We start from the raw sequence: 24,794 nt of genomic DNA, 5'->3' as shown, positions 1-24,794 counted from the left end.
ATAAACGGCACCGGCGCGAATCAGTGCCGCTTCGTGAATCAACTTTTGGAGGATCAAGGTGATTGTTTCATCACTGGCACACGCGGCGACAGCTGCGCAGACGGTAGTTTTGCTGGCTCAGCAGGGGCCCGGCCCGGTGGGCAGTGAATTTGGCAAGGCTTCTCCGGTGGGTTGGTTTGTGTTGATCGCGCTTGTGGTCGCGGTTCTGTTTATCGGCTGGGCGTTTCACCGCCGCTATAGCCGCATGAACCGGCGTCGGCTGTTTGCTGAGGCACACGGGATTGACCCTTTCGATCAGGAAAAGCTGGATGCCGCAATGGCGGAGGCCGGGGTTTTGGATCAGCGGAAGAAGAGCTGGTTCTAACGCTTTTTTGGGTTTGAAAATTCGGTCATTAGTAGAGGAGAGTGCGGTTTGTGAAGAAGCCAAATGTCGTGATACCAACGTTGCTCTACCCCCTTTATGAACGCCGATTATTGCGGGAAATCTCCGGGGCGAAACAACCCAGCCATGTTGCGATCATGTGCGACGGCAATCGCCGATGGGCCAGGGAAGCTGGTTTCATTGATGTGAGCCACGGGCACCGGGTGGGCGCGAAAAAGATCGGGGAAATGGTGTCGTGGTGTGCTGACACCGATGTGGAATTGGTGACGATTTACCTTCTGTCCACGGAAAACCTCGGCCGGGAGCACGACGAATTACAGCTTCTTCTTGACATCATCTGCGATGTTGTTGATGAGCTTTCCTCCCCGGAAAGCAATTGTCGGGTGCGTTTGGTTGGCCACTTGGACTTGCTGCCGGAACACGTTGCGCACCGGTTGATTGCGTCGGCGGAGCTGACGGCTACCAACACCGGGGTGGCGGTCAACGTTGCGGTCGGCTACGGGGGACGGCAGGAGATCGTCGACGCGGTGCGGGAATTGATCGCCACGGAGGCGGCAAACGGCACCAGCGCCGAGGAGATGGTGGATAAAATTAGTGTGGAATCCATCTCATCGCATTTGTATACTTCCGGCCAGCCGGATCCGGATTTGGTGATTCGCACCTCCGGGGAACAGCGACTATCAGGCTTTTTGCTGTGGCAGGCGGCCTATTCGGAGATCTGGTTTACCGATACATATTGGCCTGCTTTTCGACGCCTCGACTTCCTGCGCGCATTGCGGGAATATTCAAAGCGATCAAGACGTTTTGGTAAATGATGCGTATTTGTTTATGGAAGGCTGAAAAGACAAATGGCCACTGTTTACATCAGATATAAATCGGCATATTCTTCCACCCGCCAATATGCCGAGCGCTTAGCCGAACTGCTTGATGCTGAAGCACACGATATTTCCACCCCGGTGCCGGATGATGGTCACCCCGTTATAGTTTTAAGCTACGTGCACGGCCCGAAAATTCCTGCGGCAACTTGCGTCTCGGAATTGCATGCAAATGCATCGACACCACGCCCGCTGGCGGCGGTGGCGGTGGGCATGACCCCCATTGAGGATGCGCGGGAAAAGGACCAATTGCAAGAATTGGTTCCACAAGAGTGCGCCCGGTTTTATCTCAGCGGTGATCTCATTTACTCAACCATGCAGGCGAAACACAAGGCGATCATGACGTCGATCGTGACCGCATTGCGATTTAAACCGAAGCGGAACCAAAGCGAGCAAAATATCGTCGATAGCTACAATATCGACACGACAACCATGGATTTCGCACAGTTGGCGCCAATAGTCGAGTGGGTGAAGCGACGCTAGAAGTGCCGAATGAGACGGCTAAATCTTGCGCATCCTAACCCGGTGAATGGAATGGTCGCCGCGCTTTGCCAGCACAAGCGAAGCGCGCACCCGCGTGGGTAGAATGTTTTCCACCAGATTGGGCAGGTTAATGGTTTGCCAGATGTCGCGGGCCTCATGGATCGCCGCGTTGTCTGGCAGTTCCGCGTAGTGGGAAAAGTGCGCGTCGGGGGCGCGGAACGCGGTGGTTCGTAGCTGTAGGAAGCGTTCGATATACCAGCGTTCGATATCTTCTGTTTTTGCGTCGACATAGACGGAGAAATCGAATAAGTCTGAAACCACCAGGGTGGGGCCAGTTTGTAGCACGTTAAGTCCCTCAACAATGAGGATGTCGGGGCGGTTGACGGTGATAAATTCCCCCGGCACCCGATCGTAAAGGGTGTGGGAATACACAGGCGCTTTGACGTTCGGTTTTCCGGATTTCACGTCGGTGACAAACCGAAGCAACGCCCGCTGATCGTAGCTTTCGGGATACCCTTTGCGCTTCATGATCCCACGCCGGTTTAGTTCCGCCGCCGGGTAGAGAAAACCGTCGGTAGTAATCAGATCGACGTGTGGATGGCTGGGCCACCGTTGTAGCAGCACCTGCAGCAGACGGGCGGTGGTGGATTTGCCGACAGCCACGGACCCGGCCACCCCGATGACAAACGGGACGTGTTGGGCGCGTTCGCCCAGGAAGGTTTCGGTGGCGGCGGTTAATTCCTGGCGCGCCTGAACCTGAAGGTGGATGAGACGGCTGAGTGGCAAATACACCTCAGCGACTTCTTCAAGATCAATGTTTTCGCCAATGCCCCGGAGCTTTTCCAAGTCCTCTTCGGTGAGCACCTGGGGAAAGGACTTACGGAGTTTTCGCCAGGCGGAGCGGTCGAAATCCAGGTAGGGACTGGAGTCATTGGGGCGGGCCATATCCACCATTGTGCCAAGAACACCCACCTTGACCAAAGTTCAGTGGGGCATACGGCAGCTGTATATCTGCTGTTTTGGTGGGGTGGGCGTCGAAAAGCACACAGCATACACGCGTCACTGTTTTTCGCGCGGTAAGCAGCAACGATCGCCGAGATCAAGCCAGCTTGTTTCGTCGTCGATACTGTAAAAATCACCGCGTGGGTTAGACTACCTGTTGGGTACAACTCTGGTGGTGGACCAGGGGCTCAACGCAGATGCACAACAACGAAAGGTGTGAGTGTCCTTCATGACGAATGACATCCTTAACCAGCCGCTTGCCGAACTCGACCCAGAGGTCGCTGGCGCAATTGCGGGCGAACTGTCTCGCCAGCGCAACACCCTAGAAATGATTGCCTCCGAGAACTTCGTCCCCCGCGCAGTATTGCAGGCCCAGGGGTCGGTGTTTACCAACAAGTACGCTGAGGGCTACCCTGGTCGCCGCTACTACGGCGGCTGTGAGCACGCCGACATCGTTGAAGATCTGGCCCGCAACCGCGCAAAGGAATTGTTCGGTGCGGAATTCGCCAACGTTCAGCCCCACGCTGGTGCGCAGGCGAACGCCGCTGTACTTATGGCGTTGGCTAACCCCGGCGACAAGATCATGGGGTTGTCGCTGGCACACGGTGGTCACCTCACCCACGGTATGCACCTGAACTTCTCTGGCAAGCTGTATGAGGTTGCGGCCTACGGGGTTGATCCTGAGACTTTCCGTATTGATATGGATCAGGTTCGTGAGATGGCGTTGGCTGAGCGCCCGCAGGTTCTGATTGCGGGTTGGTCGGCCTACCCACGCCAGCAGGATTTCGAGGCGTTCCGCGCCATCGCCGATGAGGTGGGTGCGAAGCTGTGGGTCGATATGGCTCACTTCGCTGGCCTGGTTGCTGCTGGTCTGCACCCCAGCCCAGTTCCGCACGCAGATGTTGTGTCCACCACCGTTCATAAGACTCTTGGCGGCCCACGTTCCGGCATGATCTTGGCGAAGCAGGAATACGCCAAGGCACTCAATTCGGCCGTATTCCCAGGCCAGCAGGGTGGCCCGCTGATGCACGCCATTGCGGCTAAAGCCGTGGCCATGAAGATTGCGGGTACCGAAGAGTTCAAGGAGCGCCAAGCCCGCACCATTGAGGGTGCGAAGATCATCGCCGAGCGGCTGACTGCGGCTGATTGTGCCGCAGCGGGCGTTGACGTATTGACCGGCGGCACCGATGTGCACTTGGTTTTGGTGGATCTGCGCAACTCCAAGCTGGATGGACAGCAGGCAGAGGATCTTCTGCATGAGGTTGGCATTACCGTCAACCGTAACGCTGTTCCTTTCGATCCTCGCCCACCAATGGTCACCTCGGGCCTGCGTATCGGCACCCCAGCGTTGGCTACCCGCGGTTTCGACGCCGCAGCGTTCAGCCAGGTTGCTGATATCATTGCTGAGGCGTTGACTGGCGCAACGGAAATTGCGGCGCTGCGCGGCCGCGTCGAAAAGCTTACTTTCGAATACCCAACACTCTATGCCGGTCTTGAGGAGTGGAAGCTTTATTAAGTCCTATAAAATCCACCCTCATACCAGCAGTTAGCGCAAAAGGCATGAGGGTGGATTTTTGGGTTTTCTAGTCGGTTGTATGATCGCCGCTTAACCGCGCCGTGGTGCGCAGTGGGGTATGGGTGACAAAACTGACCAGAACCAGGCTTAGCGTCACCAGCGGGATCAGCAGCAAAAACACCGGGGTCAAGGCGTCGTTATAGGCGCCGACGAAGGCGTCGTGAAGCGGGGCGGGGAGATTTTGCACCAACGCTGGGGTCATGTGGTTCGCGTCGAAGGAACCGGCACCGATAGCTGTGCGCTCTGCTTCGCTTAACGACGCCACCGCCGCAGGCAGACGCTGTTCTAACAGGGTGGAGAGATTGCCCACGAACACACCACCAACCAAGGCAGCACCCAGTGAGGCACCGATTTGGCGGAAGAAATTATTGACCGCTGTAGCTGAACCGACTACCTCTAGCGGCAACGAGTTTTGCACAATCAGAACCAGTACCTGCATACATAGGCCTAACCCGGCACCCAGGATAAACAGATAGAGCCCGATCTGCCACAGCGGCGTATCCACCGTTAATCCGTGCAATAGAATCAGCGCGCCGATGGTGATCGACATGCCGATGATAGGGAAGTGGCGGTAGCGGCCGGTGGTGGTGATGCGATTTCCCGACCAGATGGAAAACCCTAACATGCCAACCATCATGGGGATCATCATGAATCCGGCGTTGGTGGCGGAGATTCCCTCCACCATTTGGATGTAGGTGGGTAAGTACCCTAAAACGCCGAACATAGCGATTCCCAGTACCAAGCCAGCGCCGGTGGTCAGCGCGAAATTTCGGTTGGCGAAGAAATCCAGCGGAATCAGCGGATCGGCGGCGCGACGTTCCACGATCACGAGGACGGTGCCGGCAATAACCGTGCTGGCGATAAGCCCAAGAATCACCGGATCGGTCCACGCATATTGCGAGCCGCCCCAGGTGCTAACCAGAATCAACGAAACGGTGGCGATAATCATGAAGAACGTACCGAGGTAATCCCAGTGAACTGCCGCTTTCGCCGGGCGGGGAATCCGAATGACGACAGCGGCCACGGCGATCGCGATAAGGCCTAACGGCAGATTCATCCAAAAAGCCCAGCGCCAGCCGACGCCTTCGGTAAACCAGCCGCCGAGTAGCGGCCCGAGGACGGAGGATAGTCCGAATACGCCACCCATCACACCCATATAGCGGCCCCGGTCCCGTGCCGGAATGATGTCGGCGATAATCGCCTGGGACAAAATCATCATGCCGCCTGCGCCAATGCCTTGGACCGCGCGGCCGGTAATCAAAAGCGTCATGGAATCAGCCATTCCGCCGATAACCGAACCTAGCAAGAAAATCCCCAAAGCTGCGATGAAAAGATTCTTTCGGCCTAGTATGTCGCCTAATTTTCCGTAGATCGGCAGCATGATGGTTTCGGCTAAAAGATAGGCGGTGATAACCCACATCATGTGGTCGACCCCGCCGAGTTCGCCGACGATGGTCGGTAGCGCGGTGGAGAAGATCATCTGGTCGAGGCTTGCTAATAACATGCTCACCATGAGCGCACCTAGTACCCACCAGGCGCGTTTTTGCTCCTCCGGCGTCATAGAGGTGGTATGCCTACCCGCTTCGGGTTTCTGTTTTGCAGATTTCTGTTTGATAAGTGTCATGATTGTTATGCTTTCGATTGAAGAATTGTGGTGGAATCGGCTAATACATCAAGCGCTACGGCTTTAAAGGCCTGTGGCTCTATCGGTCCCGCGGCTTTAGTCAGCATGTACGCTGAGCGAATTGCTGATACCGCAATGCCGGTGACGATCAACGCTTCCGCTGCGGGGGTAGCTGCGGTGCGCTGCCGGTTGGGGTGGGTGGCCAAATACTCCTCGATGAGCCGCTCTACCTGCTCTTGGGCTTGATGAAACCGCGCGAAGTGCTGTCGGAGAAGTTCCGGTTCTGCCTCTAAGATGCGGTGCCGCCTGGTGTAAGTGGCGGAATCGAATGTGTGGCGCACCGGATCGAAAATCATGTCTAGCAATACCTCTAGGGTTGCCTTGGTCAGATTGGGGTGATCGACTGCTATGAATTTTTCGTTATGTTCTTTGGTCAGCGGGGTGGGGGCTGGCCCTAAGATTGCATCTTCTTTGGTGGGGAAGTAATTGAAAAATGTGCGTTTGGAAATCCCGGCTTCGGCGGCGATTTCGTCGATAGTCACATGCGCCATGCCTTTTTCTAAGACCAGCCGGGTGGAGATTTCTTCAAGGCTGGCATAGGTTTTTGCGCGTTTGGTTTCGCGATGAGATTTTTGTTGCTGCGTCATGTATGTGAGTATAGTTCCGAAATTGCACTAAGTGCAAAATTGCACCCTGTGAAATTAGGGCATTGTGTCGTCCTGCGTGTAACCGGTCACATGGCGCAGTAGGTGGTACCTGGATTAACCTCTAAAAGGTGCGTGTCCTCGTCATCGATCATCGTGATTCATTTACCTACAACCTTGTCTCCTACATTGAAGACATCATCGGTGCCCGCCCTGTTGTCGTAAGCTACGATGCGGACTACGACATTGCGGACGTCGAAAAGTTCGATGCCATCGTGCTGTCACCGGGGCCCGGTCGGGTCGATAATCCCAGCGACATCGGAAAAACCCTCGACGTTATCCGGGACACCACCGTTCCCATTTTGGGAGTTTGCCTTGGACACCAAGCCATCAATTACGCCTGGGGCGGCGGCACCACCCGGGCGCCGGAACCCGTGCACGGGCGAACTTCGCTGGTAGAACATGACGGCACCGGGTTGTTTTCCGGGATAGAAAACCCGGTAACCGTCGTCCGCTACCATTCGCTTATTGCTGACCCCATTGCCGAGGACATCGAGATCACCGCACGTTCTACCGACGGCATCACCATGGCGATCGCCCATGCGAGCAAGCCCCAGTGGGGCGTACAATTTCACCCCGAATCCATCGGCGGCTTCGATGGGCATAGGCTATTGGAAAACTTCCTGCGGCTCGCGGCTAGACACACAGGTCTAGATTTTGTCACCAACGCTGCTGGTGCTGGCGACGAACTAGCTGAAGACCTAACTGACGACAAACCCGGATCAAGCGAATCGTGCCGGTGGAAAGTCGAAGCCCGAACCCTCGATTTTGCGGTCGATGCCGCTGCGGCCTTCCATCACCTGTACCGCGAAAAGGCGTCCACCTTTTGGTTCGATGCTGGCGATAAAAACCACCCCGATGGCCAGGTCAGCTACTTCGGCGATAACGCGGGCCCACATTCTGGCGGCGAACACATCGACGGTATTGATGGTGGGGCGCTGTATATCGCCGAGAAGGAACTGTTTAGCGCCGACACCCGCGACGTCGACCATCTCGACCTTGATTTCACCCTCGGCTGGGTCGGATTTGTCTCCTACGAAGTCAAAAGCATCTGCGGACATTCTGCCTCAGCAGAGCAGCACTATCCCACCACGTCGTTTATCTTCACCGACCGGGTCATTGCCGTCGATCATCGCCGCAATAAAACTCATATCTTGTTCCTGCTGGAAACAGAAAGCGGGCAGGAAGACGGAACCGAGCCGCAGCCAGCACGCGATACCGCCGCCAACGCGGCGCAATACCAGTGGGCGCAGGCGATGAGCGAGCAACTTCATTCGCTGCAACCGGTAACCATCCCAGCCGACCCGATTACAGTTGGCCCGCTTACCGCCCGGCATAACAGGGAAGAGTACCTGGCCAAGATAGCCGCCTGCCAGGAGTACATCCGCGCCGGGGACAGCTACGAGATTTGTCTAACAAACCAGCTCAGCGCCGATGTTGTTTCGTGTGATCCACTGGGAACGTACCTGAAATTCCGGGCGCTGAACCCAGCCCCCTTCGGCGCATTCCTCAATTTCGGCGACCAGATTATTCTTTCCAGCTCGCCGGAACGGTTTATTAAAGTCACGCCCGAGCGGATCATCGAATCCCGCCCCATCAAGGGGACTAGGAAACGCAGCGAAGATCCTGTGGTTGATAACCAGCTAAAGGCAGACCTTGAGACCAACCCCAAGGATCGGTCGGAAAACCTCATGATTGTCGATCTAGTGCGCAATGATTTAGCGCGGATCGCACGGCCTGGAACGGTCACGGTTCCAGCACCGTTCGTCGTCGAATCCTTTGCCACCGTGCATCAATTGGTCAGCACCGTCACCGCCGAATTGGCCCCGGAAAACACCCTGGCGGACGTATTTTTCGCCACCTTCCCCGGCGGCTCCATGACCGGCGCGCCGAAGTACCGGTCGATGGACATCATTGAGGAATTAGAAGATGGCCCGCGCGGAATCTATTCCGGTGCGGTCGGCTACTTCAGTTTAAACGGCGCCATGGATTTCTCAATGGTCATTCGAACCATCGTTATCCGCGACGGCCTACTGGAATACGGGGTAGGCGGAGCCATCTTGGCTTTAAGCGACCCGGAAGAAGAATACCAAGAGACCATCACCAAAGCCGCACCCCTGCTGCGGCTTATCGGCCAAGATTTTCCCCAATGAGCTACGTCGTAGAACCAACCAGCGGGCAGCTGATCCCAGCTGAGAATCCACCCGACGCTGCGCCCCGGATCATCGACTCATTCTTAGTCGATGATGGTCGAATCCGTAGTGTGGAAAGCCACTGCCGCCGATTCGGCCGCAGCATTTATGCGGAATTTCCTGCTACTCGTTATCTGCCGGAAACCAGCGACGTCGAGGCCTTCGCTGAATCGCTTGTGGCAGGGCTCGCCGCCGTCATGCCGGTAGTGGGGCAGTGGTTTCCCAGATTGGAATACTATCCGGAAACCGACGACATTCGGTTTCTGCTCCGGCCAGCCCCCTCCCGGCGCAGGCACACCGCACTTTGGGTGCCCGAAACCCCGGACCCACGGCTCAAACCCCGGATCAAAGGGTGGGATTTAGAAGAGCTAACGGCGCTGAATGCGGCCGCTCGCAGAAACGGCTGCGACGACGCCTTATTAGTTAACCCGGCGGGTGCTGCGATAGAAACGGCCTTCGGTGCGTTAGCATTCCTTGCCGATGGCATCATCTATGCAGCCGATACCGGCGTTTTGGAATCGGTTACGTGGAAACTGACACAGAGCTTATTCCCCACGGCCGAGGCCACCCGTAGCCCACAAGAGCTAACCTGCTACCCGGTGATCGTCGGAAACGCGCTCCACGGTTGGACCGACGTGCCCGAAATACTCATCGGCTCTACCCGGCACCGATTACCCACCGAACCAGAACTGGTGCGGCGACTCAATACCGCATTGGCGGACCGCGCCGTCGATATTCGAACCTTCAAAAATTAAAAGGCGCCCGGCGTGAAAATGGCCGTGCGCCTTAACGGATAACCATCAAAGATGAACCCTGTAGATAGAATGAGCTCTTTCTGTGGGTTCGTGCCCAAACATAACCGTCGTTATGCCTCGGATCCTTCCGGCTCCGCATCTTCTGCGGCTTCCCCGGTTCGGCTTTCGGCCAGCGCGGTGCGGGCGGCACGCAACCAATCGGGTTGATTCTCCAGCAGCTCCTTGATCTCGGCGGTGGTCAGCGCCTTATCCATGCCATTGCGCTTGAGCGCGGCAATGGTGATACCGAGTTTTTGGGCAACCACCGGGCGCGGATGGGGCCCAGTGCGGCGCAACTGAACCAACCACTCCGGCGGATTCTTCTGCAACGCCACGAATTCCTCGTGGGTTAAGGCGTTAGCTTGGAACTCCTCTGGCGTGGCTGGCAAAAAGATCCCCAGCTTCTTCGCAGCGGTTTGGGGCTTCATCGCGGTGCCGGATGGCTTGCGTACAGATTCTTCATTCACACAAACAACGGTAGCATTAACTTCCATGTTGAGCTTAAGCTTCGTAACCGGCACTGAACCCGACAAGTGGTGCGGCCGCTTCACCGAGCGCACCCGCCACGGCGGATTAGCCGCGACAAGCAGCGACGACCCCCTAGCGCTCGTCATCGCCGACACCGCCGACTTGGGGCTAGTGCGGCTACCCGACGCCCGCGTCGATAGCAGCATGCACGTGGTGACGCTTTACGACGAGCAACTCGGCGTGGCTCTCAACAAAGATCACACCCTCACCCTGTTGGAAACCCTCACCGAAACCGACATCACCGACGACATCATCCACTACCGGCTACCAGCCACCGGTTTACTCACCGGCGAAACCATAGCCGAGATCCGCACCCACCTCCAGGTGGTTGCCGCTGGGGTCGGAATAGTGATCGCGCCGCGGCCACTTCTAAAAAACTTGAGCGGAAACCTCGTCGAACACCGCGAATACGTAGACCCGGAGATAACCGCCACCACCATCGCATTGGTGTGGCGCAAAGAAAAAGACAACGACGCGATCCAAGATTTCGTCGGAATTGCCAAAGGTCGAACCGCCAATTCCTCCCGCCAGGCACAGCCGAAGAAAACCGCCCGTGAAAAAGCACTCGCCAAGAAAGCACGCGCCGCAGCACGCTCAGGTAAAACGGCTAACGCGACCGGCAAGACCACGTCCGGGAAACCGCGCCGGGGCGGCGTCGACAAGCAGAAGCCTAAGAAGCGCCGCGGCAACGGCAGATCATAATTTAAACCGCACCGTCTGCCCCGGTGCCAGCTGCGCGCACCGGTCACAGGCCTTGGACGTTAACACCGCGATCACCGGATAACCACCCGTCACCGGGTGATCCGGGCCAAACACCACCGGATGCCCATTCGGCGGAACCTGAATCGCACCCCGCACCATGCCCTCACTTGCCAATTCCCTGGCCCGCGATCGCAGAAGCGGGGTAGAGGGAATCATCCGTACCCCCACCCGATTAGAGTCGGCGCTGACCGTAAACACCTGGCTTAAGAAACTCAAGATAGTCTCAGCACTGAACCAATCATGGCGTGGACCCAAGATAACGTGCAATTCCTCCTGCGGTACCCTGCGCCACAACGTTGGAATCTGCCGCAACCTCGGCCACCACTGAAGTTCCTCAATAAACTCACCCGACGACCATAAGACATCCCCCGAAGCAATAGGGGCAGGTCCGATGCTACTCAGCTGATCCCTGGCTGCCGAACCTAATTCCTCCGGCACGTCGAAACCACCACGCACCGCCACATAAGCACGCAACCCGTAGTCGGCGGCCGACACACTCAACCGGTCGGAGGCAACCACATCAATGATGACATTCGTATAGCTGCGCCGAACCTGGCCATCAGCAGACTCAATCGTTACCTGGGCATCAGTTCCGGTAATAATCACGCTGGTGGAAACCATAAACTCCACCGCAAAACCGCCCATGAGCACCTCAATGACCGGAGCGGTAGCGGCATTACCCACGGCGTGATTAGCCCGCGCCGCCGACAACCGGTCGAAACTACCCGACGCGCTGACCCCCATCGCCGCAAACCCCGGGCGACCCCTGTCCTGGAACAACGCCAACGGCCCAGTCTGTAACACCCGCGCAATCGGGCGGGAGCCTTGCCGGGGCGGCACCGCCATCGCCGACAATTGACCACCGTGCATCTCCGTCATGATTCCTCCACAAACCGCACCGCATCGCCCGGCTGAATCAACGACGGACGATCACGATTGCTATCCCACATAACTTCCCGAGTAATACCGATAATCTGCCAACCACCCGGCGATTGCTGCGGATACACCGCACTAAAACCACCCGCCAAGCCGACCGAACCAGCCGGAATCGCCGTGCGCGGGCTCGAATGCCTAGGCACCTGCAACGGATACTGCGCGGCCGTCAAATACATAAACCCCGGCGCGAAACCCCCGAAAGCGGCGACCCACGACGTTGAGGTGTGGATAGAAATTAATTCCCCAGTGGTGACATTGAGGGAGCGGGCCACATCAGCCAGATCCACCCCGTCATACGTAACCGGAATCTCAATGGTGGTCGGCGGAGTCAACGCCGACACCGAGACCGACACCGGAAGCCCCTTAATCACCTCGGTCGCCTGCGCGGGCGTCAACCGCGCCGGATCAACCGTGACCACGATGGTTTCGGCAGCGGGAATGACATCGACAACGCCTGCCAATTGTTCTGTGTGGATCGCCGTCATGATGGCGGAATGAAGTGCCATGACGGTGTGAAGAACCTCGGCGGCATCAATCGGGGTGGCGGTGACGTCGACGATGACGGCGGCGTCGCCGAGCGGTTTAATTGCCAGAGCCAAGATGCACACCTTCTGCCGTCAATTCGGTGCGGATACGGTCAATCAACGCCAGCGCCTGCGGATTATCCCCATGCACGCACAAGGAATCGGCGGGCAACGTGATCGTGGTGCCATCAAGCGTGGTGATCGGTTGCCCCGTGGCAAGTGCGACCGCCTGCGCGGCCGCAACCTCCGGGTCGTGGTGGACCGCGCCGGGGAGGGCACGGGAGACTAAGGTGCCGTCGGGATTGTAGGCACGATCAGCGAATACTTCTTCGATCACGGTCAGTCCAGCCGACCGGGCCCATTCCACGATTGGGCTGGCGGCTAACACCATTAAGGACAGTGATTGGTCAAGCGCGGCGATTGCTTCGATTACCGCCATCGCTTGGGTCTTATCGCTGGCAATGGTGTTGTATAGCGCCCCATGTGGTTTTACGTATTCCACAGTGCCGCCATTCGCCGCGGCGGCGGCTTGCAGCGCGCCGATCTGGTAGATGATTTCGGCGGTTAATTCGCGCGGCGAATACGTCATGGTGCGGCGGCCGAATCCGCTTAGATCGCGGTAGCCAGGATGGGCGCCAACTCGAACCCCACCGGCGATGGCGTGGGCGGTGGTGTTCAGCATGACTTGCGGGTCGCCGGCGTGGAAACCACAGGCGATATTTGCGCTGGTGATCAGCTTTAATACCTCGGTGTCGTTGCCGATGGTATACGCGCCGAAGCTTTCGCCTAGGTCGGCGTTGAGATCAATGTGCGGCATGGCGGGTATGTTCCTTGAAACTGGTGGCTAGGTTGGGCTGGTGATGGCGGTACCGGCTGCCCGGCTCTTGTGGCTTGATTGTGGGCAATGAAACTGTGATGGGGGAGCCGGTTTGGTGTGGGTATTACCCACCTAGTAACGCGAATACCTTTTCAAAGGATTGCCAGGCCAACCACCATGCGACGATGGCTGCGATTGCCCCCACGGCGATGAGCCAGCGAGGGTAGCGGTAGCCATGTAAAAGATCTGAGGAGCGAAACGCGGCGATGTAGACGATCAGGGTGAATCCGAGCGGCAACACCAAGCCGTTAAATGCGCCAGCGAAAACCAACAGTAATGCCGGTGCGGTGCCGACAGCCACGAAAGCGGTACAGGAAATAACGATGAAGATAATCGTGATGATCGATTGCAGGCGTTTCTTCTCCGGGGTATTGGGTACCAGGAAGGTCGCAGAGGTGTAGCTGGCGCCGATGACCGAGCTTAATGCGGCCGCCCACAGCACAATGCCGAACAGACGGAGCCCGATCTCGCCAGCGGCTGCTTCGAATGCTTGGGCCGCTGGGTTTCCGGTCGCGTCGAGCACAACGCCGCCGACGACCACGCCCAGGACGGCGAGGAACAACACAACCCGCATGATTCCGGTTAATAAAATACCGGTGATGGAAGACGACGTGACACTTTTTACGTGTTCGATTCCGGTTTTGCCGGAGTCCAACATCCGGTGAGCACCGGCATAGGTGATATAGCCGCCGACGGTGCCGCCGACCAGGGTGGTAATGACTACCCAGTCAATGTCGTCCGGCAGTACCGCGTTGCGTAGTGCCTCGCCAACTGGTGGCTGCGACACGACGGCGACATAGAGAGTGAGTGCCATCATGGCGATGCCGAGCACCACGAGGATTTTGTCCAAGGCAGCGCCTAGTTGTTTGAAAAGGAAAATCGCGATGGCGATTAACGCGGTGATGACGCCGCCGATCTTGGCATCCAAGCCCATTAAGGCGTTAAGCCCCAAGCCGCCACCGGCAATATTTCCGATATTGAACACCAAACCACCGATGGCGATCAAGACCGCAAGGACGTAGCCGAGGCCGGGAATCACATGGTTGCCCAGCTGCTGTGCGCGCAGGCCAGAGATTCCGATGACCCGCCACACATTCATTTGAATGGCGATATCAAGCACGATGGATACGACGATGGCGAAGGCGAACGCGGCCCCCATCTTGCTCGTGAACGTGGCAGTTTGGGTGAGGAAGCCCGGGCCGATGGCGCTGGTGGCCATCAGGAAGATTGCGCCAAGCAGTGCGCTGCGGGTGGAAGCTTTGGCGGTCGCTTCCGCTAAAGACGGGCCGGTGTGGGGCGGCGGGGAAGTATCTGCCATGGGTTGCTCTTTCCTTGTCAGGAGAGATTGTTAAACAATCTGGGAATTTTTGGATCAACGGAAATCTATACCATAAGTGGCGGTTCGCACAATACCCCCATAAAGTGACTGAGCTTACATAAAGGTGGTTGCCGGTATAGGGGGCGAATGGGGGTGTGAAGTACACTGGTTAATCGAAGCTCAATCGTCATAGCCCCAAAGTTCTTTTGTACACAACGATCATGAATCAGTATCCGCAAAAAATACGCTCCGCAGCCGACCAACTGTATCGCCATATCAGTAAGGAAATCCTGGAAGGGGTGTATCACCCCAATCAACAATTGTCGGAAATGGCGGCCAGCGAAAAATATGGGGTTTCGCGCAATACCCTCCGCGAAGCGTTTCGGCTCCTCATGCAGGAAGGCTTACTGATCCACCGCCCGAATCGCGGGGTGTTCGTGCGGGCATTCACGGTTGCGGATTTAGAGGATCTTTATACTTTTCGACGAATGTGCGAGGCCGCCTGCCTCCAACACATTGGCACCGATCCCGATGCGACGGCGACCTGCATTGCCGCCATGCGGCAATCCTGTTTCGATGCGGATCGTGCGATGGCGAATCACGATTGGAATGCGCTAGCCATCGCCAATAGTCATTTCCATATGGCTATTTTCAGTTCCGGCGGCAATAACCGCATGACCCGATTGGGGCGAACGATCCTGGCCCAGTCCCGGCTGGTGTTCATGACCTCCGGTCAGGAGGATAAAGTGCATGTCCCGTTTATCCAGGACAACAAGCGGATTCTGGAACAGATCGAACGGGGTGGTTTCGCCGCTGCGGTTATCTCTTTGGAGCAGTACCTCAATCGTTCCCAAGCCAATATGGCGAAGCTTCTCGCCGAAAACGAATAGCGCCACAGTTTCTGTAGCGGCTACAAGAAAAGCAATAAAAATGGAGGGTGGTGCGACACCCTCCATTATCAAGCGATCAGATTAGTCGCGGTCAGTATTGGCCATTGCCAAAACGTCGAGGCGCTTATCCAGCTCTTCTTCGGTGAGGTTTTCACCATCGACGAAGCCCATGTCGATAACCGTCTGACGGATGGTCTTGCCTTCCTTCAGAGCGGTCTTAGCAACCTTAGCGGCATTTTCGTAGCCGATTGCGGAATTCAGTGGGGTGACGATCGATGGGGAGGACTCAGCGAGGGTCTTCATCCGTTCGACGTTTGGCTCGATGCCGTCGACAAGCTTCTCGGCGAAGACCCGGGCGGTGTTAGCCAGAAGTGCTGCGGACTCCAAAACGTTGCGCGCCATCACTGGGATGAACACGTTGAGTTCGAAGTGGCCCTGGGAACCGGCGAATGCGACTGCGGCGTCGTTACCGATAACCTGGGCGGCAACCTGGGTGGCTGTTTCGCACAGAACCGGGTTGACCTTACCCGGCATGATGGACGAACCTGGTTGCAAGTCAGGCAGATGGATTTCAGCCAAGCCGGTCAGCGGGCCGGAACCCATCCAGCGGATGTCGTTGGCGATCTTATTCAAAGACACAGCTACGGTACGCATGGCACCGGAGAACTCCACCAAGCCGTCGCGGTTAGCCTGCGCCTCGAAGTGGTTAACGCATTCCTTCAACTCGGATACGCCAGTGAGCTTCACCAGCTCTGCGGTGACTTTGGCACCGAAATCGGCAGGGGTGTTCAGGCCGGTACCTACGGCTGTACCGCCGATTGGCAGCTCACCCAAACGTGGCAGGCACGCTTCAATGCGCTCGATACCAGCGGCAATCTGGCGGGCGTAGCCACCGAATTCCTGGCCGAGAGTCACAGGAACTGCATCCATCAAGTGGGTACGGCCGGACTTGACTACTTCCTTCCACTCCTGTGCCTTCTTTTCCAAGGAAGCGTGCAGCACCTTCAACCCTGGGATGAGGTCCTTGACGGCAGCTTCGGTGGCGGCAACGTGGGTAGCGGTTGGGAAAGTATCGTTTGAGGACTGACCCATATTCACATGGTCGTTCGGGTGAACCTCAACACCATTTGCCTTAGCAATGGAGGCGATGACCTCGTTGGTGTTCATGTTGGAGGAGGTGCCAGAGCCGGTCTGGAAAACATCGATAGGGAATTCGGCGTTATGCTTGCCCTCGGCAATTTCCTTCGCGGCGGCGATGATGGCGTCAGCTTGCTCGCCTGGAAGCAGGCCACGATCCTTGTTTACCTGTGCGCAGGCAGCCTTGAGCAGACCCATTGCGCGGATCTGAGCGGCTTCGAGACCACGGCCAGAAATTGGGAAGTTTTCAACAGCTCGTTGGGTTTGCGCACGCCACAGTGCGTTTACCGGAACCTTTACTTCGCCCATGGTGTCGTGTTCAATGCGGTACTCAGTCATAAACGTTGTCCAACCTTTAAGTGTGAAAGGGGTGTACAAAACAAGGTGCTGGAAAAGCACTACCCCTTAGTATGTACCAAAAACTCTCCATAATGTGGCAAAGGGGGTAACAATCTTTCACACGTGCGCTGAATCACTTTTAAGGCGGACGCCCGCCCCCATTCCAAGAAGGAACAGAAGGCGGGCGTGTAGGTGTGCAGTAATGCGATGCTTTGATTAACCCTTCGGGGAATAATCCACCACTGCGTATTCCTGCAACTTAGCAAGCTTGTGTACCGACTCGATGAATCGAACCGTACCGGACTTCGACCGCATCACCAACGACCGGGTGGTGGCACCGTTCTTGCGGTAGGAAACACCGCGCAGCATATCGCCATTGGTAACACCAGTAGCCACGAAATAGCAGTTATCGGAGCTGACCAGATCGTTGGTTGATAGCACCCGGCCAAGATCATGCCCAGCTGCCCGTGCCTTTTCTGCTTCTGCCTCGTCCTTCGGCGCTAGTACACCCTGAATTTCGCCACCCATGCACTTCATGGCGCAGGCGGTGATGATTCCCTCCGGGGTGCCGCCGATACCCATCATGATGTCCACCGAGTTGTTGTCTTGCGCTGCAGCCACAGCGCCAGCCACGTCACCGTCGCGGATCAGCCGAACCTTAGCGCCTGCGGTACGGATATCGGCGATCAACTTCTCGTGGCGGGGGCGGTCCAGCACGACAACCGTCACATCGGAGTGAGAAATGCCCTTGGCCTTCGCAACTGCCCGGATATTGTGTTCAACGGGAGCGGTGATGTCGATAGTGCCAACAGCTTCGGGACCAACCGCGATTTTGTTCATGTAGAACACTGCGGACGGGTCGAACATCGTGCCGCGTTCCGCAGCCGCGAGAACGGAAATGGCGTTGGGGCGGCCTTCAGCCATGAGCGAGGTGCCGTCGATGGGGTCGACCGCGATGTCTACCTCTGCGCCGTCGCCGGTGCCCACATGCTCACCATTGAAAAGCATCGGAGCTTCGTCTTTTTCGCCTTCGCCGATGACGACGACACCATTCATTTGAACTGAGTTAATGAGTTTACGCATGGCGTCTACAGCTGCGCCGTCGCCTTCGTTTTTCTGTCCCCGACCTACCCACCGGCCGCTGGCAAGGGCAGCGGCTTCAGTCACGCGGACGAGTTCAAGGGCGAGGTTGCGGTCGGGAACACCAAGGTGCAGGTCAGACATGGGGCGTTAAGCCTCCTTATAACAAACGCGGGCAGATTTTTAAACACAGAAATTGGAAAGCTAAAACCAAAATCCGTTTATCATTCTTCCACTTTAGGCACAGCCCGTGGGGGAAATAGTCACCCAAATTGGGGGATTTATGGTGTTTTATACCACTGTTGATTGTGTATTTCTGCCCGAATGGAATTACGCCATGTCCGGTTGAGGTGTGTTTTCACAGCGGCATGCACAACGTATGCCACCGTGAAATCCCGCCACGACCTCCTGCTGGCTTTCGCGCAAACGTTCAGCTTGACGGGTTCCGTCGGCGTGACAACATTGCGCGGCTCCCCGTTTTGGTGCAATTCGTGCGATACTTGTCGCCGTGGCTGAAGAAAAACCAAGGATCTTTCAAAGCGGACGCGACATCGCATTATCGTTGGCGGCGGTGCTGGCGGTAATGATCGTCTCGGTGGCTTTTACCGGAATGTGCAGTTACGGTCGGGATACGGCGGAAAATGTGCAGGTAAACAAAGTCGACGCGGCGGCGTTTTTCGATCTTGAAGCCCGCGCTATGAACTTTCCGCTGCGCCTGCCGGAAGTCCCCGCCGGGTGGGTAGCCAATTCGGCGCGCCGTGGCGCGGTCGACGGAAAACCCGCACCGATTGTCGGGTGGGTGATTGGTAAAGACGGTTACGTGCAATTAACACAAACCGATGTTCCGGCGGATAAGGCCGTGACCGGGGTTGATAATAATTTCCGGGAACTCGTCGAAACCTACGACGTAGCCGGGGTGGCAGTCTCCCGCTATGCATCTGAGGACGCCGATGTCCGCGATATAAGGGTGGCCGATTTAGGCGATGTGCGCCTATTGGTAACCGGTGCAGCCACCAAAGAACAATTCGACGACCTGATCAGCCGCACGATTAATTCCGAACCAATGAGAAAACAACCTTAGCGTTTTCGCCGCCCCTATCACCCGTTACGCCACTGCTTTACTGTGGCGTAACAAGTTTCACATGGGTACAAAGCGTTTTTACTTCATGAATTCAAAAACTTTTAGCTGGGGCGAGCATCAATTGTTGCGTAAATCTCGGACGTGAAAACTGTGGGTGCTTGTCGACGTCGCCAGCGCGGCACGTGGGTTGTGGTTGTTGTGTTGGTTTTCTGGAAGTCGGGGCTTGCGGGTGGCAACCTGGTTCGTTCCTGGGGCTTTAGGAAGTGGTGGGTGGAATCTCCGACCTGATGCGGTGACGGGGTGTGAAAGTCGGAGATTTCCGAAATTCGAACAGTTCTAGTTGGCTGTGACCCCAGGTTTTGCGCAAATCTCCGACCTGTAGAAGTGTGTGGGTGCTTGTCGACGCCGCCAGCGCGGCCTGTGGGTTGGGGTTGTTGTGCCGGTTTTCTGGAAGTCGGGGATTATGGGTGGTAACCCGGTTCGTTCCTGGGGCTTTAGGAAGTGGTGGGTGGAATCTCCGACCTGATGCGGTGACGGTGGGTTACCCGTTTGGGGGTGGCGGTATTTTTTATGGAACCGGTTGGGGTGGTGAGTGAGTCTAACTGTATAGAGCACGTTGTCTATTTGGTTTTACACTGGTTGTCAGTGGCGTTGAAAGGCGGTTTTGAGGAAATGGTCAAGAAAATGTCAATGCATGCCAGGACTATGCCTAATCAGATGACAGCTCGTTCAGCGCACCGCGTCTTGATAGCGACTGTGGTGTGTTGTGTCTTTCTGCTTTCTGGCTGCGGGTTATCTGCACCTTTTGCTCAGTACTTGGCTGCCAAAAACCAGTCGCAATCCCACCAACAGGCAGCGTCATCGCAGGCGGATCAACCGAAAACGCTCGGTGAGGTGTTGGAGGTAGGTACTGGAACATTTGACCCAAACGACCCTAATTTCGCGGTTTTTGATCCCTGCGGGGAAGTAACCAAAGAACAATACGAGCAATTCGGACTTACTATTTGGGATGTTTCCCACACAGCACGCAAAGACTTTGCAGTCTGTGCAGTAAACCCGATAGACATATCGAAAAGTGATTTTGGTTTCACGATTTCAACTGATGTCGTTACTTATGAGCACGTTGAGTCATTGGGTCTTATTGTCGATCAACCATTAATACCTCTACCGGAGCATTGGTATCAGCATAGGCTTTCTGACAAAGATGATGAGTTGGATTGCACTATAGCTGTGTCGACGAACCGAGGACGGATAAGCCTCACTGCATCAGGATCAAACTTGGTTCACGGAATAACACCTGAAATGTCCTGTCAGGAAGCAGTAGATATGTTGCAGAAAATCTTTGCTCTGAAAGGATAATCAATGTCCATGTTGATAAATTCAGCGTCATTTGAAAGTGCATTTAACGGCATCAAAAATGCCCAACTTAATGCCAAGGAAACCTATGGTATCGCGCTTCGAGGTACGTTGAATGGTGCGTTTTCTCCGTTGTCTGGTTTGCGTGAGTTGGGTGTGAATCATGCGCAGGTGATTCAGGGTGGGTTAGGTAGTGCTCGTGATGTGTTGGCGAGTTTCCGCGATTTGGTCGACTGGTTGGGGGTGAATCTGCGGTTGAATCATGTGGCGTTTACCGGTCATGATCTTGCACTGTCACGCGGGTTGGATACTGCTGATAGTGGTGGGACATTTGAGCATGATGTTGCGGAGTTCGCGTCGAAACCGGCGGCGTCGTTTGCGGATTTTCCATTCCTCCCACCTACCCCGGTTCCGTCGGTGTCGTTGGAAACGTTAGTCGCACAGTTGGGTGCAACACAGTCGGGTCAAGCCGCCCAGGCTGCGGCGGACTGGCAGTCGATGGCGACGCATGCAACAAATATTGCAGCGCAGTTGGATAGCATCGCCGGACAGTTGTCGTCGCAGAATCAGGGGATTGCGGCGTTGCGGGCTACCGCGGGGATGAAGGCTACTGCGGCGAAAGCGTCGTATTTCGCGGCGAATGCTACGGAGATGGCTCGGTCGGTGGGGGTGTTGTCGACGATTGCTCCGCATTTTCATACTCAGGCATCTCAAGCGTTGTCTGCGTTGCAGACTATTGCGAACCCTGCGGAAAAAGAAGCAGCAGAGAAGTTGTATCTGACAGCATTTCATGGGGTGTATAGCGGTGCGTTATCCCAAGCAGTACCAGTGATTCGGAATTTGATGATTGATAACAGTGCTGGTGTTGGTGGTGGTAGTGCCGCAATCGGGTCGGATTCTACTGGCGCACCGCCCTCACCTGCGACGAGTACGCTTCATCCTGTGGGGATGGGGACACAGGCCGCATCGACTGCGACTCTTCCAACTACTGGTGGGGTGGGTGCACCGGCAGCACCGGCACCGGGTATGCCACCGATCACGGGGCTTCCTACTGGAGCAGGAGCAGGTGGTTCCGGTGCGTCAGCACATGCGCCGGTGTTTAGTGGCCTGACACCCGGTGTGTCTGGTGGTCGGGGTGGTATCAGTGGTGGGAGTGTTCCTGCGTCTGGTGGACTCCGCCACGGGCACTCCGCTACCAGTGGTGGTCGTAGTAACGCTGGTACTGGTATGGGTGCCGGTATGAGTGGGATCGGTGGTTACGGTATGGCCGGTGGGATAGGTTCGGCTGGCATGCGAGGCGGAACTGGTGGTGCTGGTGGCCGTGCATTCGGTGCTGGTGGTAGTGGCGGCCCTGGATTCGGTGGTGGTGCTGGTGGTGGGGTTGGTGCTGCACCGAAAACCCCACATGGAACCGGCAACGGCAGCAGTGTGGGAAACAGTGCTGGCGCAGGCGGTGTGAAGTCAGCCGCTGGTGCTGGTGGTGCAAATAGTGGCGGGCGTGCTGGTACCCCGATGGTTGGGGCACCGATTGGTGGGCAGAACAATAACAATAATGAGAATCAGCGTAAGCGGAAGAAGCCGATACGGGGTATTACTGCGAGTGTTGAACGAGACGCCAACCTCAAAGCGCTGTTGGGTGAACAACCCAAAGTAATCCCAGGCGTCATCGGAAGCTGGGTACGCGAATAATCAATTGGTTGAGTCGAGTGCATCATCAATGCGCTTCGACGCCCCTGCTAAGTACTCCTCGCAGCGTTTCGCCAGCGCCTCACCGCGCTCCCAGTACTTTAGTGATTCATCAAGTCCCATCTGGCCTAATTCCAAGATGCGGACGATTTCTACTAATTCGTCGCGGGCTTGTTCGTAGCTCAATTCAGAGATGGGGGCGAAGGCGTTTTCGCCGGTGCCTTGTCCGAAAACATCTGTGCTCATAATTATGGGTTTCCTTGTGTGTGGGAAGTATTTTCTGATTAATCTGCCGGGTGGGTTTGCATTGCGGCGGCGGTGATGGAACCGTCGGACACCCGGATACGCAGTTGACTGCCAGGCGGTGATTGTTCGATGGTGGTCACTACCTCCGGGGGTCGGCCATCCCGAGGGATTACCTGAACCACCGCGTAGCCACGTGCCAGGGTGGCGGCAGGTCCGAGCGCTGCTACTTGGTTACGAAGCCCGGCAACATGGTGGGTTTCGGCTGCTATGCGGTGCTGGATTTCTCGTCGAATAGCGGTAATCGTGCGCTGAATCTCCTCCCGCCGCACGTTAAGTGTGGTGTGGGGATCAGCAAGCACTGGACGCGACCTGATTGCCGCCAGCTGTTGCTGTTCGCGCTGAAGCCAGCCGCGTAGCGCCGCCTGGCTGCGGGATCGAAGCTCCGTAATGAGTTTTCGCTCCACCACCACATCGGGTACGACCCGCTTGGCGGCGTCGGTCGGGGTGGCCGCGCGCAGATCCGCCACGTTATCCAGAATCGGATTATCGGGCTCGTGCCCAATAGCCGACACCACCGGTGTGTGTGCCTGAGCCACAGCCCGTTGGAGGGCTTCTTCGGAAAACGGCAGGAGGTCCTCTACGGAACCGCCACCGCGGGCGATAATGATGACATCTACTTCTGGGTCGGCATCTAGTTCCGCGAGTGCGGCGATAACCTCAGGTACTGCTTTTGCGCCTTGAACGGCGGTGTTAATCACCCGGAACTGCACCTCGGGCCACCTGGATTCCGCGACCGATAGAACGTCGCGTTCGGCTGCGGAGCCTCGGCCGGTAATCAACCCGATTTTCTGTGGCAGGAAGGGTAGAGGGAGTTTGCGGTCGGCGTCGAAAAGCCCCTCGGAGGCGAGTTGGTGCCGCAACTGTTCAATCTTGGCAAGCATCGCCCCGATACCCACCGGTCGGATTTCGGTAACCCACAGCGAGAATGCGCCACGTCCTTCGTAAAAAGCCGGTTTGCCCAGCATAACCACCCGGTCGCCTTCCCGAATTGGTGCGGCCGGGTTGCTCAGCAGTGTTTGCGGGCAGGTGACCTGCACGCTTGCCTCGACTTCGGTGTCCCGGAGGGTGAGATAGGCGAATTTCCAGCGGGGGTTGACTTTAAACTGCGTGACCTGGCCTTCGACCCATACGTGGCCCAATCGTTCAATCCAACCCTTGACTTTGGCGTTGAGCTGGCTCACGCACCACGCTTCGTCGGGGGAAGTCTGCATAGAAACCCGTGTCCCATCTGATCTTTAAGTATTTGGCCTGACTACAAAGTAGTTTAAGCTTAAACCCATGACTTCCCCTGCAGAGACCAACAAAAAGGTGCTCCTCGCTGCGCCCCGCGGCTATTGCGCCGGCGTTGACCGCGCCGTTGAAACCGTGGAACGGGCGTTAGAAAAGTACGGCACCCCAGTGTATGTGCGCAAAGAGATTGTTCACAACCGCCACGTCGTAACCAGCTTGGCGCAGCGGGGTGCGATCTTTGTCGACGAAACCGACGAGGTTCCCGAAGGCGCCCATTTGGTATTCTCCGCCCACGGCGTCAGCCCCGCCGTGCATGCGGAAGCCAAACGGCTCCAGCTCAATACCTTAGATGCGACCTGCCCGCTGGTAACCAAGGTGCATAACGAAGCCAAGCGGTTTGCCCGCGACGGCTACCAGATTCTGCTGGTAGGCCACGAAGGTCACGAAGAAGTCGAAGGGACCGCAGGCGAAGCTCCCGACGTTACCCACCTGGTGGATGGGGTAGAAGGAGTGGAAAGCCTACCGGAGTTTCTCAAAGACGAAGAAAAACTCGTGTGGCTGTCCCAGACCACACTGTCGGTGGATGAGACCATGGAAATCGTCGATCTGCTGCACGAGAAATACCCGCAATTGGAAAACCCACCCAGCGACGATATTTGCTACGCCACCCAGAACCGCCAGGTAGCGGTGAAGGCTATTAGCGAAAACGCCGATCTTGTCATCATCGTCGGTTCCCAAAACTCTTCTAATTCCAAGCGCCTTGTTGAGGTTGCGCTCCAAGCGGGCGCTAAGGCTGGCTACCTGGTCGACTTTGCCCACGAGATCGACGAGAAGTGGTTGGAGGGGGTTTCCACCATCGGTCTTAGCTCCGGCGCTTCCGTGCCTGAGATTTTGGTGCAAGATGTGTTGAAATTCTTAAGCGAGCGGGGATTCACCGACGTGGAGGAAGTAAAAACCGCTGCGGAGAAAATTACCTTCGCATTGCCGCGCGACTTGCGCCCGCCGCGCACCTAAAGTCATTCGCGATTAACCCCCAAGAAAACAACGATCAGTTCAAACCTGGCGTGTTCTTGGGGGATTATTTATGCGGACAACGCCCAGCATTGTTGTAA

Annotated in this window: 24 protein-coding genes; 12 read left to right on the top strand and 12 right to left on the bottom strand. The window is 56.6% G+C overall.

Translation table 11 applies throughout. The annotated features are described in order from the left end of the window. Positions 1-73: 73 nt before the first annotated feature. Genes Q4D85_RS00410 through Q4D85_RS00400 form a run of 3 tightly spaced genes read left to right on the top strand, consistent with a single transcriptional unit; the run spans position 74 to position 1,740 of the window. On the top strand, positions 74-364 hold the full coding sequence (locus tag Q4D85_RS00410) for a hypothetical protein (RefSeq protein ID WP_303197685.1): 291 nt from the start codon (positions 74-76) through the stop codon (positions 362-364). Positions 365-414: 50 nt separating this feature from the next. Next, a complete protein-coding gene (locus Q4D85_RS00405) occupies positions 415-1,197 on the top strand; it encodes an isoprenyl transferase (protein WP_303197439.1) in 783 nt (260 codons plus the stop codon). 33 nt (positions 1,198-1,230) lie between these two features. Beyond that, complete coding sequence (locus Q4D85_RS00400) at positions 1,231-1,740, top strand: flavodoxin domain-containing protein (RefSeq protein WP_303197438.1); 510 nt, start codon at positions 1,231-1,233, stop codon at positions 1,738-1,740. 18 nt (positions 1,741-1,758) lie between these two features. Here Q4D85_RS00400 and coaA read toward each other — a convergent pair whose 3' ends face one another. After that, complete coding sequence (coaA, locus tag Q4D85_RS00395; RefSeq protein WP_303197436.1) at positions 1,759-2,685, bottom strand: type I pantothenate kinase; 927 nt, start codon at positions 2,683-2,685, stop codon at positions 1,759-1,761. Positions 2,686-2,971: 286 nt separating this feature from the next. Here coaA and glyA point away from each other — a divergent pair, with 286 nt between their 5' ends. After that, the gene (gene glyA / locus Q4D85_RS00390; protein WP_303197435.1) at positions 2,972-4,258 is read left to right on the top strand and encodes a serine hydroxymethyltransferase; all 1,287 of its coding nucleotides are present in this window, start codon (positions 2,972-2,974) and stop codon (positions 4,256-4,258) included. Between the two features lie 67 nt (positions 4,259-4,325). Here the strand turns inward: glyA and Q4D85_RS00385 are convergent, their stop codons facing one another. Together Q4D85_RS00385 and Q4D85_RS00380 are read right to left on the bottom strand one after the other, a co-directional pair. Beyond that, a complete protein-coding gene (locus Q4D85_RS00385) occupies positions 4,326-5,942 on the bottom strand; it encodes an MDR family MFS transporter (protein ID WP_303197434.1) in 1,617 nt (538 codons plus the stop codon). Positions 5,943-5,947: 5 nt separating this feature from the next. Next, positions 5,948-6,589, bottom strand: coding sequence for a TetR/AcrR family transcriptional regulator (locus tag Q4D85_RS00380; RefSeq protein ID WP_303197433.1), 642 nt, complete (start codon positions 6,587-6,589; stop codon positions 5,948-5,950). A 128-nt stretch (positions 6,590-6,717) separates the two neighbouring features. Here Q4D85_RS00380 and pabB point away from each other — a divergent pair, with 128 nt between their 5' ends. Both pabB and Q4D85_RS00370 read left to right on the top strand, forming a co-directional pair. Beyond that, entirely contained in the window at positions 6,718-8,799 is a 2,082-nt protein-coding gene (gene pabB, locus Q4D85_RS00375; protein WP_303197432.1) for an aminodeoxychorismate synthase component I, read from the top strand. Then, positions 8,796-9,593, top strand: a complete 798-nt coding sequence (locus tag Q4D85_RS00370) for an aminotransferase class IV (RefSeq protein WP_303197431.1) — start codon at positions 8,796-8,798, stop codon at positions 9,591-9,593. The genes pabB and Q4D85_RS00370 overlap by 4 nt, the downstream gene beginning before the upstream one ends. A 110-nt stretch (positions 9,594-9,703) precedes the next feature. Here Q4D85_RS00370 and Q4D85_RS00365 read toward each other — a convergent pair whose 3' ends face one another. After that, complete coding sequence (locus tag Q4D85_RS00365) at positions 9,704-10,060, bottom strand: DUF5997 family protein (RefSeq protein WP_303197683.1); 357 nt, start codon at positions 10,058-10,060, stop codon at positions 9,704-9,706. Between the two features lie 64 nt (positions 10,061-10,124). On the opposite strand from Q4D85_RS00365, the gene Q4D85_RS00360 reads away from it, so the two are divergent. After that, positions 10,125-10,862, top strand: coding sequence for a substrate-binding domain-containing protein (locus tag Q4D85_RS00360; protein WP_303197429.1), 738 nt, complete (start codon positions 10,125-10,127; stop codon positions 10,860-10,862). On the opposite strand, the gene Q4D85_RS00355 is transcribed toward Q4D85_RS00360, so the two are convergent. The 4 genes from Q4D85_RS00355 to Q4D85_RS00340 all read right to left on the bottom strand — a co-directional run bounded on the left by Q4D85_RS00355 (position 10,857) and on the right by Q4D85_RS00340 (position 14,577). After that, on the bottom strand, positions 10,857-11,768 hold the full coding sequence (locus tag Q4D85_RS00355; RefSeq protein WP_303197682.1) for a biotin-dependent carboxyltransferase family protein: 912 nt from the start codon (positions 11,766-11,768) through the stop codon (positions 10,857-10,859). The two genes, Q4D85_RS00360 and Q4D85_RS00355, sit on opposite strands and share 6 nt — an antisense overlap. 29 nt (positions 11,769-11,797) lie before the next feature. After that, positions 11,798-12,466, bottom strand: coding sequence for an allophanate hydrolase subunit 1 (locus tag Q4D85_RS00350; RefSeq protein WP_303197428.1), 669 nt, complete (start codon positions 12,464-12,466; stop codon positions 11,798-11,800). Further along, a complete protein-coding gene (locus Q4D85_RS00345; RefSeq protein WP_303197427.1) occupies positions 12,441-13,199 on the bottom strand; it encodes a LamB/YcsF family protein in 759 nt (252 codons plus the stop codon). The genes Q4D85_RS00350 and Q4D85_RS00345 overlap by 26 nt, the downstream gene beginning before the upstream one ends. Positions 13,200-13,323: 124 nt before the next feature. Continuing rightward, positions 13,324-14,577 (bottom strand): NRAMP family divalent metal transporter, encoded by a 1,254-nt coding sequence (locus tag Q4D85_RS00340; RefSeq protein ID WP_303197426.1) that lies wholly within the window; start codon positions 14,575-14,577, stop codon positions 13,324-13,326. A 221-nt stretch (positions 14,578-14,798) separates the two neighbouring features. Between Q4D85_RS00340 and Q4D85_RS00335 the strand changes: the two genes are divergently transcribed. Continuing rightward, positions 14,799-15,467: a GntR family transcriptional regulator gene (locus Q4D85_RS00335; protein WP_303197425.1), complete on the top strand. Its 669-nt coding sequence runs from the start codon at positions 14,799-14,801 to the stop codon at positions 15,465-15,467. A gap of 81 nt (positions 15,468-15,548) precedes the next feature. On the opposite strand, the gene Q4D85_RS00330 is transcribed toward Q4D85_RS00335, so the two are convergent. Together Q4D85_RS00330 and glpX are read right to left on the bottom strand one after the other, a co-directional pair. Continuing rightward, entirely contained in the window at positions 15,549-16,943 is a 1,395-nt protein-coding gene (locus Q4D85_RS00330) for a class II fumarate hydratase (protein WP_303197423.1), read from the bottom strand. Positions 16,944-17,159: 216 nt separating this feature from the next. Continuing rightward, positions 17,160-18,167 (bottom strand): class II fructose-bisphosphatase, encoded by a 1,008-nt coding sequence (gene glpX / locus Q4D85_RS00325; protein ID WP_303197421.1) that lies wholly within the window; start codon positions 18,165-18,167, stop codon positions 17,160-17,162. Between the two features lie 364 nt (positions 18,168-18,531). Here glpX and Q4D85_RS00320 point away from each other — a divergent pair, with 364 nt between their 5' ends. From Q4D85_RS00320 to Q4D85_RS00310, 3 genes are all read left to right on the top strand, one after another. Continuing rightward, complete coding sequence (locus tag Q4D85_RS00320; RefSeq protein WP_303197420.1) at positions 18,532-19,104, top strand: DUF4245 domain-containing protein; 573 nt, start codon at positions 18,532-18,534, stop codon at positions 19,102-19,104. Between the two features lie 645 nt (positions 19,105-19,749). Then, positions 19,750-20,463 carry a DUF3558 family protein gene (locus Q4D85_RS00315; protein ID WP_303197418.1) on the top strand — a complete coding sequence of 238 codons (714 nt, stop codon included), beginning with the start codon at positions 19,750-19,752 and terminating at the stop codon, positions 20,461-20,463. Between the two features lie 3 nt (positions 20,464-20,466). Next, positions 20,467-22,149, top strand: a complete 1,683-nt coding sequence (locus tag Q4D85_RS00310) for a hypothetical protein (protein WP_303197417.1) — start codon at positions 20,467-20,469, stop codon at positions 22,147-22,149. Here Q4D85_RS00310 and Q4D85_RS00305 read toward each other — a convergent pair whose 3' ends face one another. Together Q4D85_RS00305 and xseA are read right to left on the bottom strand one after the other, a co-directional pair. Continuing rightward, the gene (locus tag Q4D85_RS00305; RefSeq protein ID WP_303197415.1) at positions 22,150-22,392 is read right to left on the bottom strand and encodes an exodeoxyribonuclease VII small subunit; all 243 of its coding nucleotides are present in this window, start codon (positions 22,390-22,392) and stop codon (positions 22,150-22,152) included. A 38-nt stretch (positions 22,393-22,430) separates the two neighbouring features. Beyond that, positions 22,431-23,663, bottom strand: a complete 1,233-nt coding sequence (gene xseA, locus Q4D85_RS00300) for an exodeoxyribonuclease VII large subunit (RefSeq protein ID WP_303197414.1) — start codon at positions 23,661-23,663, stop codon at positions 22,431-22,433. Positions 23,664-23,730: 67 nt separating this feature from the next. Here xseA and Q4D85_RS00295 point away from each other — a divergent pair, with 67 nt between their 5' ends. Beyond that, positions 23,731-24,696 carry a 4-hydroxy-3-methylbut-2-enyl diphosphate reductase gene (locus tag Q4D85_RS00295; protein WP_303197412.1) on the top strand — a complete coding sequence of 322 codons (966 nt, stop codon included), beginning with the start codon at positions 23,731-23,733 and terminating at the stop codon, positions 24,694-24,696. Positions 24,697-24,794: the final 98 nt, after the last annotated feature.

This window comes from Corynebacterium sp. (assembly GCF_030532965.1).
In the GTDB taxonomy this organism is placed as follows: domain Bacteria; phylum Actinomycetota; class Actinomycetes; order Mycobacteriales; family Mycobacteriaceae; genus Corynebacterium.
This window is presented reverse-complemented; position numbering and strand designations above follow the sequence as displayed.

What these genes read in the sequence shown, in the direction of transcription:
- Q4D85_RS00400 (WP_303197438.1), top strand. Translation starts at nt 1,231, where the DNA reads ATGGCCACTGTTTACATCAGATATAAATCGGCATATTCTTCCACCCGC.
- Q4D85_RS00370 (WP_303197431.1), top strand. Translation starts at nt 8,796, where the DNA reads ATGAGCTACGTCGTAGAACCAACCAGCGGGCAGCTGATCCCAGCTGAG.
- Q4D85_RS00345 (WP_303197427.1), bottom strand. Translation starts at nt 13,199, where the DNA reads ATGCCGCACATTGATCTCAACGCCGACCTAGGCGAAAGCTTCGGCGCG.
- Q4D85_RS00385 (WP_303197434.1), bottom strand. Translation starts at nt 5,942, where the DNA reads ATGACACTTATCAAACAGAAATCTGCAAAACAGAAACCCGAAGCGGGT.
- glpX (WP_303197421.1), bottom strand. Translation starts at nt 18,167, where the DNA reads ATGTCTGACCTGCACCTTGGTGTTCCCGACCGCAACCTCGCCCTTGAA.
- glyA (WP_303197435.1), top strand. Translation starts at nt 2,972, where the DNA reads ATGACGAATGACATCCTTAACCAGCCGCTTGCCGAACTCGACCCAGAG.
- Q4D85_RS00305 (WP_303197415.1), bottom strand. Translation starts at nt 22,392, where the DNA reads ATGAGCACAGATGTTTTCGGACAAGGCACCGGCGAAAACGCCTTCGCC.
- Q4D85_RS00335 (WP_303197425.1), top strand. Translation starts at nt 14,799, where the DNA reads ATGAATCAGTATCCGCAAAAAATACGCTCCGCAGCCGACCAACTGTAT.
- coaA (WP_303197436.1), bottom strand. Translation starts at nt 2,685, where the DNA reads ATGGCCCGCCCCAATGACTCCAGTCCCTACCTGGATTTCGACCGCTCC.
- Q4D85_RS00360 (WP_303197429.1), top strand. Translation starts at nt 10,125, where the DNA reads ATGTTGAGCTTAAGCTTCGTAACCGGCACTGAACCCGACAAGTGGTGC.
- Q4D85_RS00340 (WP_303197426.1), bottom strand. Translation starts at nt 14,577, where the DNA reads ATGGCAGATACTTCCCCGCCGCCCCACACCGGCCCGTCTTTAGCGGAA.
- Q4D85_RS00380 (WP_303197433.1), bottom strand. Translation starts at nt 6,589, where the DNA reads ATGACGCAGCAACAAAAATCTCATCGCGAAACCAAACGCGCAAAAACC.
- Q4D85_RS00355 (WP_303197682.1), bottom strand. Translation starts at nt 11,768, where the DNA reads ATGGCGGTGCCGCCCCGGCAAGGCTCCCGCCCGATTGCGCGGGTGTTA.
- Q4D85_RS00330 (WP_303197423.1), bottom strand. Translation starts at nt 16,943, where the DNA reads ATGACTGAGTACCGCATTGAACACGACACCATGGGCGAAGTAAAGGTT.
- Q4D85_RS00310 (WP_303197417.1), top strand. Translation starts at nt 20,467, where the DNA reads ATGTCCATGTTGATAAATTCAGCGTCATTTGAAAGTGCATTTAACGGC.
- Q4D85_RS00295 (WP_303197412.1), top strand. Translation starts at nt 23,731, where the DNA reads ATGACTTCCCCTGCAGAGACCAACAAAAAGGTGCTCCTCGCTGCGCCC.
- Q4D85_RS00365 (WP_303197683.1), bottom strand. Translation starts at nt 10,060, where the DNA reads ATGAAGCCCCAAACCGCTGCGAAGAAGCTGGGGATCTTTTTGCCAGCC.
- xseA (WP_303197414.1), bottom strand. Translation starts at nt 23,663, where the DNA reads ATGCAGACTTCCCCCGACGAAGCGTGGTGCGTGAGCCAGCTCAACGCC.